Origin of the sequence: Microbacterium sp. NPDC028030 (assembly GCF_040637855.1) — a bacterium.
In the GTDB taxonomy this organism is placed as follows: Bacteria; Actinomycetota; Actinomycetes; order Actinomycetales; family Microbacteriaceae; genus Microbacterium.
Genome location: NZ_JBEZXF010000001.1, coordinates 1,451,324 through 1,464,069 on the forward strand (window position 1 = coordinate 1,451,324; position 12,746 = coordinate 1,464,069).

The window sequence follows — 12,746 nt, forward strand, 5'->3', positions numbered from 1 at the left end:
CGGAGAGCGGGGGCGCGACAGGCTCGGGAGCACCCATCGAGACGGGCACCCAGCGACACGAGGAGCGGACATGACGGACACCACCCCCGACCCCGAGACCACGGATCCCCGGCACGCGCACCGCGAGGAAGGGTTCCCGGCCCAGCGGCAGGATCAGCCGGGTCTCACCGAACGGACGCGGCCCGAGCCGGATCACGGCGAGGACACCTACGTCGGTCACGGCCGCCTCGAGGGGCGCCGCGCGCTCATCACCGGCGGCGACTCCGGTATCGGTCGGGCGGTGGCGATCGCCTTCGCACGCGAGGGCGCCGACGTGGCGATCGTGCACATGCCGGAGGAGCAGGATGACGCGGAGGACACGCTCGCCCTCGTCCGCGAGGCGGGGCGCACCGGGGCAGGCTTCGCAGGAGACCTGCGCGACGAGGCGTTCGCGACCGGGGTCGTCTCCGATGCGCGCAGCGCGCTCGGGGGACTCGACGTGCTCGTGCTCAACGCCGCGTACCAACACGACATCGACGGATTCGAGAGCCTCTCGACGGAGCGCATGCGCCGCGTGTTCGACACGAACCTCGCGGGCCTGCTGTTCACGGCGCGGGCGGCGTACCCCGACCTCGAGCCGGGCGCCAGCATCATCGTCACCGCGTCCGTCCAGGCATTCAATCCGTCACCTGGGCTCATCGACTACGCGATGACGAAGGCCGCCCAGGTGGCGTTCGTCAAGGCGCTCGCCGAAGAAGCGGGGCCGCGCGGGATCCGCGTCAACGCCGTCGCCCCCGGCCCGATCTGGACTCCCCTCATCCCCGCGACCGGGTGGGATGCGGAACGACTCGCGACCTTCGGTGCCGACACGCCCCTCGGACGTGCGGGCCAGCCGGCGGAACTCGCGGGGGCGTACGTGTACCTCGCCTCGGCGGAGTCGTCGTACACCTCCGGGTCGGTGCTCGCGGTCACCGGCGGCAAGCCCCTCTGACGCGGGCCCGCCGCCGCGGTTCCTCTGGCAGATGAGGCGCCGGGCCGCGACCTAAGCTTGTCTGGTGCACAAGCCCGCCGCCTCCGGCCCCCTCGTCGGGGTGGCGCTCGTCATCGGATCCTGCCTCTCCCTCCCGTTCGGCGCGGCGGTCGCTGCGCAGCTCTTCCCTGTGCTGGGGCCCTGGGGCGTGACCTCCTTGCGCGTCGCCATCGCCGCACTCCTCCTGGTCGTCATCGTGCGGCCGAGACCGGGGAGGTGGACGCGCGCGCAATGGCTCGCCGCCGTGCTGTTCGGCGTCTCCCTGGCCGCGATGAACGGCTTCTTCTACGCCGCGATCGACCGCATCCCGCTCGGCCCGGCGGTGGCGATCGAGTTCCTCGGACCGCTCGTGCTGGCCGCCGTGCTCACCCGCCGCCTCGCCGATGCCGCGTGGGTCGGTGTGGCCCTGCTCGGCATGGTCGTCCTGGGGGTGGGCGGGCTCATCGGGGCCGAACCCCTCGACCCCCTCGGCGTCGTGTTCATCCTGATCGCCGCGGGCTTCTGGGTCATGTACATCCGGATGAGTGCGCGCGTCGGGTCGCTGATCCCGGGCAACAGCGGCCTGGCGATGGGGCTCGTGGTCGCCGCCGTGCTGCTGATCCCGGTCGGCGTTCCGGCGGCTGCCACGGTCGCGATGGACCCGCAGCTGCTGCTGCTCGCGGCGGTCACCGCGGTGCTCTCCTCGGTGATCCCCTACAGCTTCGAGCTCGCGGCGCTGCGCCGCCTCCCGCAGCGGGTGTTCGGTGTGCTGCTGAGCCTCGAACCTGCGTTCGCCACTCTCGCGGGCTGGCTGATCCTCGGGCAGGACGCCACGCCGCTGCGCATGCTCGCCGTCGCCCTCGTGATCGCCGCGAGCGTCGGCACCACGCTCGGTGTCCGAAGGGACCGCCGTGAAGGCGGCCCCACCGGCCCCTTCACGGCGCCGATACCGCTGCCCGACTGACCGCAGGGGTCGGCAGGGGATACCGGCGGCGCAGGATGACGCGCTGCACGAGGGTCCACACGACGGTGACCGTGAGGTAGAGCGCCGCGGCGAGCGGCACGAACGCGGCGAACACGGCCGTCAGGTAGTGCATCGCCGAGACCACGCGCAGCATGGTAGGGGAGTTCAGGGGCGAGTCGTCGCCCTCGACCGGCGTGGGCCGGAACACCCGGCGGGTGACTTCGGCGACAGCGATCATCACGGCGAGCAGCACGCCGTACACGAGGAACGTCGCGGGCGTCGCCGTCCCGCCGAAGAGCGCCGACACGAGGCTCGTGCCGAGCGGGGCGCCGAACAGGTCGTGGGCGAGGAGCTCGTTCGGATGCCCGGCGATCTCGGGGCGCAGGAACAGCGTGTAGAGGATGCCGACGACGGGGGCCTGCGCCAGCACCGGGAGCATGCCGGCGAAGGGGGAGGTGTTCTCGGCGCGGTACAGCGCCATCATCTCCTTCTGCAGACGCTCGGGGTTCTTCTTGTGGCGGCGCTGCAGCTCGCGCAGCTTCGGGGCGAGGCGCGCTCTGGTCTGCTCGGCCTTGGCCTGGGAGATGCCGACGGGGATGAGGAGTGCCCGCACCACCAGGGTGACGAGCACGACGGCGAGGGCGGCGGCCCACGCCCCGGCGAGGGGGGTGAGGAGGTCGGAGAGCCCGGTCAGCGCACCGTAGGCGGCATCGAGGAGGGCGGCGAGTGGGGGAAAGGCAAAGAGGTCCATGGAAGTGTCCGTTCGTGGTGTCGGGAGGGTCGGCGAAGGCCGCGCTGTCCCGAATGAACGGACTACGCGGCGGTCGCGACTCCCGGCGCCCGAGGGCGGGGGTGACCTGCGGCATCGGGGTCGCTCTGCGTGAGGAGCGTGCCGACGTCGATCGCCCGCAACGGGTGCGGGGAGTCGGCGGAGGCCTCCGGTCGCACGCTCAGCACGATCGCGAGCGTCAGAGCCGTCACGGCCAGGAGCGCGATCGCGAGGCCGAGAGCCGCGGCGTCGGGCATCGAGACGAGGCCGAGCGCGGTCGCGACGAAGCTCAGCATCTGCCCGAACCACTCGCTCATGTGCGCGCTCCCTCCTGCAGCGAGGGTAGCACCGAGACGTCGCCCCCCGATCGTCACGGTCGACCGCGCGGGTACGCCGCGGGCGTAACGTCGAAGCATGACCGACCTTCGCGCCCTGCTCGGGATCGAGCACCCCATCATCCTCGGCCCGTTCGGCGGGCTGTCCTCCACGAGGCTCACCGCGGCGGTGAGCGAGGCGGGCGGACTCGGCTCGTTCGGCCTGTACGGCTACGACGGCGACCGCATCCGTGCCACCGGAGCCGAGCTGCGCGCGCTGACCGATCGGCCATTCGCGGTGAACATCTGGCTCCCCCGCGGCGATGAGGTCGAGCCCAACCCGCAGCACACGATCTTCGCGCAGGCGCTGCAGCCGTTCTACGAGGCGGTCGGCGTCGATGTGCCTGCCCGCCCCGAACGGTACGTCCCCTCGCTCGATGAGCAGCTCGATGCGATCTGGGAGATCGAGCCCGCGGTGCTCAGCGTGGTGTTCGGGGTGCCGTCTGCCGCCGTCGTCGAGGAGGCGCACGGCCGCGGCATCCGGATCGTCGGCACGGCGACGACCGTGGCGGAGGCGGTCGCGCTCGCCGAGGCGGGAGCGGATGCGATCGTCGCCACCGGGGCGGAGGCGGCAGGGCACCGCGTGTCGTTCCTGCGTCCGGCCGAGGAGTCGCTCGTCGGCACGTTCGCCCTGATCCCGCAGGTGGTCGACGCCGTCGAGGTGCCCGTGATCGCCGCCGGGGGAATCGCCGACCGGCGCGGCGTCGCCGCCGCGTTCGCGCTCGGCGCGGTCGGAGTGCAGGTCGGGACGGCGTTCCTCGCGACCGCCGAGTCGGCCGCGACGGCCGCCCATCGCGATGCGATCCGCTCGACAGCGGCCGACGAGACCGTGCTCACCCGGGCGATGAGCGGGCGCCTGGCCCGCGGCACCCGCAACCGTGCGGTGCGGGCGATCGAGGCGAGCGGCACGATCGCCCCGTTCCCGATGCAGAACTGGCTCACCGGTCGGTTCCGCACCCCGGCGGGGGAGCAGAACCTCGGTGAGCTGCAATCGCTGTGGATGGGTCAGGCCGCCCCGCTCGCCGGATTCGACACCGCTGCCGAGGTGTTCGCGGAACTCGCGGCGGGGGTGCCGGATGCCGGGAGGGAAGACTCCGTCTAGAGGATGACCGTGGACTTGCCGTGCACGATCACGCGGTCCTCCGCATGCCACTGCACGGCGCGGGCGAGCACCAGGCGCTCGACGTCGGCACCGCGGCTCTGCAGCTCCGCGGCCGACTCCGAGTGGGTCACGCGGGTGACGTCCTGCTCGATGATCGGCCCCTCGTCGAGGTCGGCCGTCGCGTAGTGCGCGGTCGCGCCGATCAGCTTGACGCCACGATCCTTGGCCCGCGCATAGGGGTTCGCGCCGATGAACGCGGGCAGGAAGGAGTGGTGGATGTTGATCACCGGTGCGTCGAGGCGGGTGATGAAGTCGTCGGTGAGGATCTGCATGTAGCGCGCGAGCACCACCAGGTCGACGTTGCCGCGCAGCAGCTCGAGCTGACGCTCTTCCATGGCCGCCTTGTCGCCGGACGGGATGTGCACGAACGGCACGCCGAACGAGCGGACGGACTCGGCCAGGTCGGGATGGTTCGAGACGACCATCGTGATGTCGATGTCGAGCTGGCCGCGTTGCGTGCGCCACAGCAGCTCCATCAGGCAGTGGTCGTACTTCGACACGAAGATCGCGACGCGCTTGCGCCGGGCGACATCGTGCAGCGACCACTCCATGCCGAAACGCTCTGCGACGACAGCGATGTCGGCTTCGAGGGCGGGACGTGCGGCGGCGAGGCCGTCGAGGTGGATCACGGTGCGCTGGAAGAACCGTCCACCCTCGGAGTCGGTCGAGTGCTGGTCGAGCGAGATGATGTTCGCCCCGTGCTGGGCGAGCACACCGGCCACGGCGGCGACGATGCCGGGCTGATCGTCGCAGGCGATGAGCAGGCGGGCGGTATCGGGCTGAGACATGGGGGCTCCTCCAGGGTGTGCATCGATTCTGCCGTGGATGCACACCGGGGGCGAATCGCGGGAGCCCACTCGCTACTCTGAGACTCGTGGAAGCGAGCGACCTCGGCCTGGTGCTGATCCCCCTGCTGGCTGTCGCCGCGCCCCTGCTCGCCCGGGGCGTCCGGCCGGTCGTCCGCGTGCCGATCGTGGTGTTCGAGCTCGTGCTCGGCATCCTCGTCGGTCCTGCCGTGCTGGGATGGGTCGAGCCGGGGCCGCTGCTCGAGAAGCTCAGCGACTTCGGCCTCGCGCTGCTGTTCTTCGTCGCCGGCACCGAGATCGACTTCCGTCAGGTGACGGGGAAGCCCCTCGCCCGCGCCTCGCTCGGGTGGCTCCTCAGCGTGCTGCTCGGCATCGGGCTCGGGTTCTTCTTCGCGCCGGGCGAGGGGATGGTCGTCATCGGCATCGCCCTCAGCTCCACGGCGCTGGGCACGCTGATGCCGATACTGCGCGATGCGCGCGAGCTCGACACGCCCTTCGGCCGCGCGATCAGCACGGTCGGAGCGGTCGGGGAGTTCCTGCCGCTGATAGCGATCTCGATCTTCCTCAGCACCAGGACCACGCCCATCGCGACCGCCGTGCTGCTCGCCTTCGTCGTGCTGGCGGGTCTCGCCGTCCTGCTCGCGCACCGTGTTCCGCACGGGCGGCTGCATCGAATCGTCCGCGCCACGCTGCACACGTCCGATCAGTTCGGGGTGCGTTTCGTCATCCTTCTGATCGCGGCTCTCGTCGGCCTCAGCGTAATGCTCGATCTCGACATGCTGCTCGGCGCCTTCGTAGCCGGCGCGGTGTGGCGGATCATCATGGCGCGTGCACCGAAGGAGTCCGCGGAGCAGGTCGAGAGCAAGATCGAGGCGATCGCCTTCGGCTTCCTGGTGCCCATCTTCTTCCTCTACACGGGCGTGACCTTCGATCTGCAGGCGCTGCTCACCTCGCCCACGGCGCTCGCCCTCGTGCCGATCTTCCTGATCGCGCTGCTCGTCATCCGCGGTGCGGCGGCGCAGCTGTCGGCTCCGCAGGGCATGAGCGTCCGCGACCGTGCGGCGCTCGGACTGCTGGCGGCGACGGGCCTGCCGATCATCGTCGCGGTCACGGCGATCGGCGTCGACCAGGACATGCTCGATACCGGAACCGCCGCCGCACTGGTGGGGGCCGGCATGCTCTCGGTGCTGCTGTATCCGCTGATCGGCATGACCCTGCGCGGCGATCGGGCCGAGGTCGTGGGTCCTCCGCGTGCGGGCGAGTCCGTGCAGGGGGAGCTGTGACGACGGCATCCGCTCTGCTGACCGCAGCCGTGCAGAACCTCGCGGGGGCGCCGAGGGAAGCGCTGGGAGAGCAGCGCGACTCGCGGTGGCGGGGGCGACGCATCGTGCGCGTCGGAGAGGCCTGGCACCTGGGCGTGCTGCTGCTGACCGAGACGCACGCGCTGGCCACGGCCGAGGTGCTTCGTGCTGCCGAACCCGGGCGCCGCGGCTACACGGCCGAGTCGGCGAGGGAGCGAGCCGAACGCCGGGCCGAGGCCCTTCGAGGAGGGTTCGACGAAGGGGACGTCGTGCACGTCGGATGGAGCGTGATCGACGTCGACGCCGTGGATGCCGGAGGCTCCTCCGGCCCCCTGGCTCTCGTCGACGGCGTCCCCTCGGTGCGATGGAGCACGGGGGGAGGGTTCATGCCCCTCGAGGCATACCTGCGGGAGCGCATCGCCCTGCTGCGAGGATCCGCCGACAGCTGACTCAGGCGAACGTCTGCGCGAAGCGCCGCAGGAGCGCAGCGCCCTCGGTGACGGACGCCGCGAGCACCTGCTGCTGCACGGCATCGAACTCGTCAGGGTCGAAGTAGCCGGTGGTGCGGTAGAACGTCATCCGGTCGGCGAAGTCGCGCGGAGTGGGCTCGGGATGAAACTGCGCGGCATACAGATGAGTGCCCACGCGGTAGGCCTGCACCGGGCAGACCTTGTTGGTAGCCAGCAGCACGGCACCGGGAGGGGTGCTCACCGCGCTCTCCTTGTGCGCCGTGAACACCGTGAGCGCCGGGCCGCTGGGGCCGAACACGGGATCGGTCGCGCCCTCCGCCGTCGTGTCGATCACGGTCGCGCTCGCAGGCTCAGGGGTGTCGGTGACGACCTCTCCGCCGAGCAGGCGGGTGACCACACCGATGCTGAAGCAGGTGAAGAACACGGCGACCTCGGAGGCCATCGCGGCGCCGGCCAAGGCCTCGAGGTCGGCCTCGACGCGGAGCTGCTCGGCGGACTTCTCCGCGTCGGAGACGTTGTAGGGAGAGCCCCCGACCACGACTCCGCGATACCCGCGCACCCGGTCGAGGTCGAGCGACGTCTGCAGCAGATCGAGCCGGTCGACCACGTCGACGCCCAGCGCCCGCCGGAACGAGGCGTGCTCGGCATCGGCTGCCCCGGTCTCGGGCCGCACGCAGACGTAGAGAAGCGAGGCCATCAGGAGATTCTAACGAGCGTGCGGAGCGTCGCCGGTCACCGGGAGGAGTTCGCGGTGCGACCGCGGACGATGCCGACGAACGTCTCGACGTCGGGCGTGGTGCGCTCGCGCGGCCAGACGAGAGCGACCGTCGAGGTCGGTCCGTCGGCGAGCACGCGGTGGTCGACGTCCTTGCGGTGGTGCAGACGTGCCAGCGACATCGGGACGATCACGATGCCGATACCGGATGCCGCCGTCGCGATCGCCTCGTTCGTCGGCAGGGCGTCGAAGCGGGCCTGCTGCGTCCCCGGCAGATCGATCGGGCCGAGCACGTCGTCCGACAGGGCGATCACCACCTCGCCCTCGAGGTCGGCAGCCGTGAGTTGTTCGGCCGCCATCAGGTGGGAGTCGGTGGATGCGACGACGACAGGAACCTCGTCGTACAGGGGGATGATGTGCAGCGACTGGTCCGTCAGGGGCAGTCGCACCAGAGCGGCATCGACCTCGTCGAGAGCTGTGCGCTGTGTGGCGGCCTCGAGCGGGACGAGTTCGAGCGATACATGAGGCATCCGCTGCTTCCACGCGTCGATCCACTTGCCCGGAGTCGCACCGGGCACCGCGCCCAGTCGGAAGGTGCGCGGTGCTTCGGGTTCGGGTGGGGGGGCGTCGAAGACGACCTTGGCGGTCTTCTTCTTGGGCTTCTGCGGGGGGAATCGCTCCGCAGGGGCGGCCTTGTTCCGACGTACCGGTGTGCCGCGGCCGGCCCCCTTCGCGGGCCGTCTTCCCTGATTCGCCATGTGGTCAAGGCTACTCGGCGAGCGGGTCAGGCACCTCTCGTCGCTCCTCGGACGCTGCGGCCGACAGCGTGCGCTGCGCACGGCGGACGAGACCCGCGGCCCCGCCCACCAGCAGCAGCACGCCGGCGGTGAGGAGGAGGAACGCGGTGGTCGTGGCGGGTGTCATGGCCATCAGCGCGTCCGCGATCGTCTCACGACGGTTCGCGTCGGCGAGCTGGCCGAGGGCGGCGGCGGCGACGGCCGCGAACAGCAGTCCCCAGATGATGGCTGCCCAGCGCGTGCGGGGACGGGTGGTCGCCTCGGTGGTCGTGGGAGTGCTCATCACTGGTCTTCCTTCGCGGGCTCGACGACGGTGATCGAGATCTCGCCGCTGTTCTGATCGATGGTGACGGGTTGGATCGTGGTCGTCGAGGCGTTCTCCGCGGAGATGTTCTCGCTCACGACCGACTCTCCTTCGCGCTGGGTGGCCGGCCAGGTGCCGGAGTCGATGACGCCGTAGTACTCGGCATCGACGCGCGTCCAGGTGACCTTCGCGGTGTCGACGGTCGCCCGCAGCTGCAGTTGGACGCCCGGATCCACGTAGATGAAGGTCGAGCCGGTGCCTTTCTCGATCACGATCGGCCGAGGCGCGCCTTGGTGCTGGTTCAGCGTCACGGAGAGCTCGCCGAACGGCTGCTGGATGTGCTCCGCGCGATAGTTCGTGACCGACGCCCAGCCGAACCTGAAGTCCTGCAATGTCGAGAACGCGCCGGTCACGAGACCGCTCACGAGCGTGAGCACGGTGAGGAATGCCAGGAAGCCGCTGCGCCGGCGGAACGCCCCGGCGACGATCATGCCGAGCGCCAGGATGAGGGCGGCGGCGAGCAGTCCGAGTGCGACACCGACGACTTCGCCACCTGCGACCAGACCGACCGCCGCGCCCGTGATGGTCGCGAGGCCGATGATGGTCGCCGCGAACGCGAAACCGGCGCGCGGGTTCGATGCGCGACGGATGCGTCGACGCTCGGCGGCTTCGGCGGCGAACACGGCGGCCTCCGCCTGGCGCTCACGTCGGAGCTGGTCGCGTGCGGCGCGCTCGACATCCTGCTGCTGGCGTCGCCATGCCTGGTCCTGTTCCTTCCAGGCGGCGTGCTGGGCGCGCCAGGCCTCGAGAGCGGCGGGGTCCTGCGAACCGGGGGGAAGCGGGGCGGGCGGTGCGGGAGGAGCAGTCGTGCTCGCGGCGGGATCGACCGGCTCAAGGTCGGATGCCGTGATCTCGGCCGTGGCGACGGCGTCCGCGACCACGGTGTCCGCATCCGCCGCTGCGTACGCGCCGCCTGGGAGTGTGGCGTCCGCCCCCTCGGCGACACCCGAATCGCCGAGGGGGACGGACGCGGCCGGGGCCGCCGGATCTGCGGAAGCCATCGGCAGATCCGGCGCGGAAGCACCCGGGGTGCGGCGCGCAGCACGCACGATCAGGACCAGCAGGACGGCGACGAGCACGAGCCCGACGATCCAGCTGAGGAAGGACAGGGCGGACCAGCCGTCGTAGCCGAGACCGAAGAGGCGGCCGGCGAGCGGCGCGGTCGGGAACAGCCCGATGACCGCCATCGCGAGGATCCCCCACTGCACCGGCTGGTAGTCGCGACGCAGCAGGTCGCGGACGTGCACGCGGCCGTCCACGTCGGGCAGCAGCGCCCAGGCTGCGGCGTACAGGAAGATGACGGGAAGGCCGAACAGCGCCGCGACCACCAGGACGCCGCGCACGATCAGCGGGTCGATGCGCAGCCGTGCGGCGATGCCGGCCGCCACGCCTCCCAGCCAGCCCTCGGTCCGTGCGACGCCGAGACCGGCCACCCAGAGGAGGAATCGCTCGGCGCCACGGGGGATGCCGGTGCCTGCAGTGCCGGTGGCCGGGGCGGCGTGGTCGGCAGGGGGCGGTGGCGCGGTCGGAATCGTCATGCTTCGATCCTGGTCGTCCTCCGCGGCCGCCCGCCATGGGGGGAACCCCTGAGCGGCCCCTGATTCCGGTCCCGGGAAGCCCCGGAGAGCGCAGCCGGGTGATTGGATTGGCGCATGTCCTCTTCGGCGCACGCTTCCGCGCGACCACCTCGTGTCGCCGCTCCGCCGCGTCCGCCGCTCACGCGCGACCGTGACTGCCTGGTCGCCGGGGTCGGTGCGGGACTGGCCAGGCACCTCGGGGTCCGCGTAGCGCTGATCCGGGCGTTGTTCATCGCCCTGACGCTGTGCGGCGGTGCCGGGGTCGTCCTCTACGCATGGTGCTGGGCGTTCATGCCCGTGACCGACGGGGAGGAGGCGCCGACCAGGCGCGTGCCCGTCGCGTGGATCCTCCTCGCCCCTGCTGCTGTGGGGATGCTCGTCGTCCTGGTCTGGCGCGGCGGCAGCGACTGGCTGAGCGGATCGATCCCCTCTGACCTCGCGGCGGTCGTGGTGGGGGCGACGGCGGCGTTCGCGACTGCAGCCGGACTCTGGGCCACCCTCATCGATCGCACCGATACCGCCAGGGGGCCGCGGCACACCATGAGCGTGCGTATTCTGGCGATCCTGCTGCTCGCGCTGTTGTTCACGGTTCTGCTCTCCTGGCCCATCGCCCGGTCGGGGGTCGCGCTCGTGCTCCTCCCTCTCGCGGGTCTCGCGGCCGTGATCTCGTCGACGCTGATCCCGCGCTGGCGTGAGCTGTCCGGTGAGAGGGTCCGCCGCATCCGCGAGGAGCAGCGCAGTCAGATGGCCGCGCACCTGCACGACTCGGTGCTGCAGACCCTCGCGCTGATCCAGAACAGAGCCGGGGCCTCCAGCGAGGCCGCTCGGCTCGCACGGGCGCAGGAGCGCGAGCTGCGGGCCTGGCTGTACGACGGCGACGCCCCGGCAGACAGCGACCTGCCGACTGATCTCCGCGACTATGCGGGAGCGCTCGAGCTCGACTACCCCGTACGCATCGACGTCGTCTCGGCGGGCCTCTCGGCCGAGCGGGCGAGCGGCGAGCTGGCGGCGGCGGCGCGCGAGGCGATCCTGAACGCCGCGAGGCACGCGGGAGGCGAGATCTCGGTCTACATCGAGGGCAGCGCGACGGGCGTCGACGTGTTCATCCGCGACCGTGGCGCCGGGTTCTCGCTCGACGACGTGCCGAGCGACCGACTGGGGGTGCGCGAGTCGATCATCGGCCGGATGCGTCGCGCCGGTGGATCGGGAGCCGTGCGCAGCGACGAGCACGGCACCGAGGTGCATCTGAGCATCACCTCGGGCACCAACGGCGAGAGATCGGCCTCCCGCCCCGCGTCCACTCGGGAGGAGAACCGTGGCTGACAGCATCCGGGTCGTGATCGTCGACGACCACTCCATCTTCCGTTCCGGTCTGCGCGCCGATCTCGACGCCAGTGTGGAGGTGGTGGGGGAGGCAGCGGATGTGCCGTCCGCCATCGCCGTGATCGGCAGGACGCAGCCCGATGTGGTGCTGCTCGACGTGCATCTGCCGGGCGGTCCCGGCGACGACGCGACCGGGGGAGAGGCCGTGATCCGCGGCTCGGCGCCGACCGAGGCACGATTCCTCGCGCTGAGCGTGTCGGATGCCGCGGCCGATGTCGTGCGGGTGATCCGCGCGGGGGCGAGGGGATACATCACCAAGGGCTCATCCGGCATCGAGGTCAGCAAGGCCGTGCATGCCGTGTCCGACGGTGACGCCGTGTTCTCGCCGCGGCTGGCGGGCTTCGTGCTGGACGCGTTCGGGGCGGTCGCCGGGGAGACCGCGACCGCGACCGACGAGCTCGACCGGCTCTCGGCGCGCGAGCAGGAGGTCATGCGCCTGATCGCCCGCGGCTACGCCTACAAAGAGGTCGCGTCCGAGCTGTTCATCTCGATCAAGACCGTCGAGACCCACGTGTCATCCGTGCTGAGGAAGCTGCAGCTGTCATCACGTCACGAACTCACCGCCTGGGCTTCGGAGCGGCGACTGCTGTAGCCGACGCGTGTCGGGCCGCTCTGGCCGCGAGGCGCGGTCAGGCTGCGAGCCAGAGGCCCTTCTGGTCGGTGGCGATGGTGAGGCCCGCGGCGACCGTCTCGTCGTCGCCGATCCTGGCGCCACGGACGATGCGTGCTCCGGCGCCTACGTCGGTGCGAACACCCACGTAGGCGTGGTCGCCGATCGCGGCTCCCTGACCGATGTGCGCGTGCGCGTCGACGAACGCACCCTCGCCGATCACGGCGTCTTCGTCGACCCAGGCACCGCGGGCGATGGTCGCCCCGGCCCCGACGCGCGCACCCGGTTCGATGTAGGCACCCGCTTCGATGTGCGCCTTCGGATGCACCTTCGCGCCGTGCGCGACGAGACCTCGGCCGTTCGCGTGCTTGCGGTACCGCAGCGTCGCGCCCTGGTCGTTCTCGATGTCGACGTAGTTCTTGCCCACGATTCCTCCCGTGCTCCGGAGTTCTCCGGATATATCAAC

At 71.2% G+C, this 12,746-nt stretch carries 15 protein-coding genes; 7 read left to right on the top strand and 8 right to left on the bottom strand.

All coding sequences use genetic code 11. The features are described from left to right. The first annotated feature begins 70 nt into the window (after positions 1 to 70). The gene (locus AB0E56_RS07160; RefSeq protein WP_359797787.1) at positions 71 to 970 is read left to right on the top strand and encodes an SDR family oxidoreductase; all 900 of its coding nucleotides are present in this window, start codon (positions 71 to 73) and stop codon (positions 968 to 970) included. A 64-nt stretch (positions 971 to 1,034) separates the two neighbouring features. Further along, complete coding sequence (locus tag AB0E56_RS07165; protein ID WP_359797789.1) at positions 1,035 to 1,952, top strand: DMT family transporter; 918 nt, start codon at positions 1,035 to 1,037, stop codon at positions 1,950 to 1,952. Here the strand turns inward: AB0E56_RS07165 and yidC are convergent. Further along, positions 1,924 to 2,703: a membrane protein insertase YidC gene (gene yidC / locus AB0E56_RS07170; protein ID WP_359797791.1), complete on the bottom strand. Its 780-nt coding sequence runs from the start codon at positions 2,701 to 2,703 to the stop codon at positions 1,924 to 1,926. The two genes, AB0E56_RS07165 and yidC, sit on opposite strands and share 29 nt — an antisense overlap. A gap of 62 nt (positions 2,704 to 2,765) precedes the next feature. Further along, positions 2,766 to 3,038 carry a DUF6412 domain-containing protein gene (locus AB0E56_RS07175; RefSeq protein ID WP_183150827.1) on the bottom strand — a complete coding sequence of 91 codons (273 nt, stop codon included), beginning with the start codon at positions 3,036 to 3,038 and terminating at the stop codon, positions 2,766 to 2,768. Between the two features lie 97 nt (positions 3,039 to 3,135). Between AB0E56_RS07175 and AB0E56_RS07180 the strand changes: the two genes are divergently transcribed. After that, complete coding sequence (locus AB0E56_RS07180; protein WP_359797792.1) at positions 3,136 to 4,197, top strand: nitronate monooxygenase; 1,062 nt, start codon at positions 3,136 to 3,138, stop codon at positions 4,195 to 4,197. Here AB0E56_RS07180 and purU read toward each other — a convergent pair. After that, positions 4,194 to 5,045, bottom strand: coding sequence for a formyltetrahydrofolate deformylase (gene purU / locus AB0E56_RS07185; RefSeq protein ID WP_359797793.1), 852 nt, complete (start codon positions 5,043 to 5,045; stop codon positions 4,194 to 4,196). The two genes, AB0E56_RS07180 and purU, sit on opposite strands and share 4 nt — an antisense overlap. 86 nt (positions 5,046 to 5,131) lie before the next feature. Between purU and AB0E56_RS07190 the strand changes: the two genes are divergently transcribed. Then, the gene (locus tag AB0E56_RS07190) at positions 5,132 to 6,346 is read left to right on the top strand and encodes a cation:proton antiporter (protein WP_359797795.1); all 1,215 of its coding nucleotides are present in this window, start codon (positions 5,132 to 5,134) and stop codon (positions 6,344 to 6,346) included. Further along, positions 6,343 to 6,813 (top strand): glutaminase, encoded by a 471-nt coding sequence (locus AB0E56_RS07195; protein ID WP_359797796.1) that lies wholly within the window; start codon positions 6,343 to 6,345, stop codon positions 6,811 to 6,813. Before AB0E56_RS07190 ends, AB0E56_RS07195 begins: the two co-directional genes overlap by 4 nt. Position 6,814: 1 nt before the next feature. On the opposite strand, the gene AB0E56_RS07200 is transcribed toward AB0E56_RS07195, so the two are convergent. From AB0E56_RS07200 to AB0E56_RS07215, 4 genes are read right to left on the bottom strand one after another with little or no spacing between them, the layout of a single operon-like run. Continuing rightward, positions 6,815 to 7,531 carry a GMP synthase gene (locus AB0E56_RS07200; protein ID WP_359797797.1) on the bottom strand — a complete coding sequence of 239 codons (717 nt, stop codon included), beginning with the start codon at positions 7,529 to 7,531 and terminating at the stop codon, positions 6,815 to 6,817. 35 nt (positions 7,532 to 7,566) lie between these two features. After that, positions 7,567 to 8,307, bottom strand: a complete 741-nt coding sequence (locus AB0E56_RS07205; RefSeq protein WP_359797798.1) for a LysR substrate-binding domain-containing protein — start codon at positions 8,305 to 8,307, stop codon at positions 7,567 to 7,569. Between the two features lie 10 nt (positions 8,308 to 8,317). Then, entirely contained in the window at positions 8,318 to 8,629 is a 312-nt protein-coding gene (locus AB0E56_RS07210) for a hypothetical protein (RefSeq protein ID WP_359797800.1), read from the bottom strand. Further along, positions 8,629 to 10,248, bottom strand: coding sequence for a PspC domain-containing protein (locus AB0E56_RS07215; RefSeq protein ID WP_359797801.1), 1,620 nt, complete (start codon positions 10,246 to 10,248; stop codon positions 8,629 to 8,631). The genes AB0E56_RS07210 and AB0E56_RS07215 overlap by 1 nt, the downstream gene beginning before the upstream one ends. Before the next feature lie 114 nt (positions 10,249 to 10,362). Between AB0E56_RS07215 and AB0E56_RS07220 the strand changes: the two genes are divergently transcribed. Together AB0E56_RS07220 and AB0E56_RS07225 are read left to right on the top strand one after the other, a co-directional pair. Next, positions 10,363 to 11,610, top strand: coding sequence for a PspC domain-containing protein (locus tag AB0E56_RS07220; protein WP_359797802.1), 1,248 nt, complete (start codon positions 10,363 to 10,365; stop codon positions 11,608 to 11,610). Next, on the top strand, positions 11,603 to 12,262 hold the full coding sequence (locus AB0E56_RS07225; protein ID WP_359797804.1) for a response regulator transcription factor: 660 nt from the start codon (positions 11,603 to 11,605) through the stop codon (positions 12,260 to 12,262). Before AB0E56_RS07220 ends, AB0E56_RS07225 begins: the two co-directional genes overlap by 8 nt. A gap of 37 nt (positions 12,263 to 12,299) precedes the next feature. Here AB0E56_RS07225 and AB0E56_RS07230 read toward each other — a convergent pair whose 3' ends face one another. Next, positions 12,300 to 12,707, bottom strand: a complete 408-nt coding sequence (locus AB0E56_RS07230; RefSeq protein WP_359797806.1) for a DapH/DapD/GlmU-related protein — start codon at positions 12,705 to 12,707, stop codon at positions 12,300 to 12,302. Positions 12,708 to 12,746 lie beyond the last annotated feature (39 nt).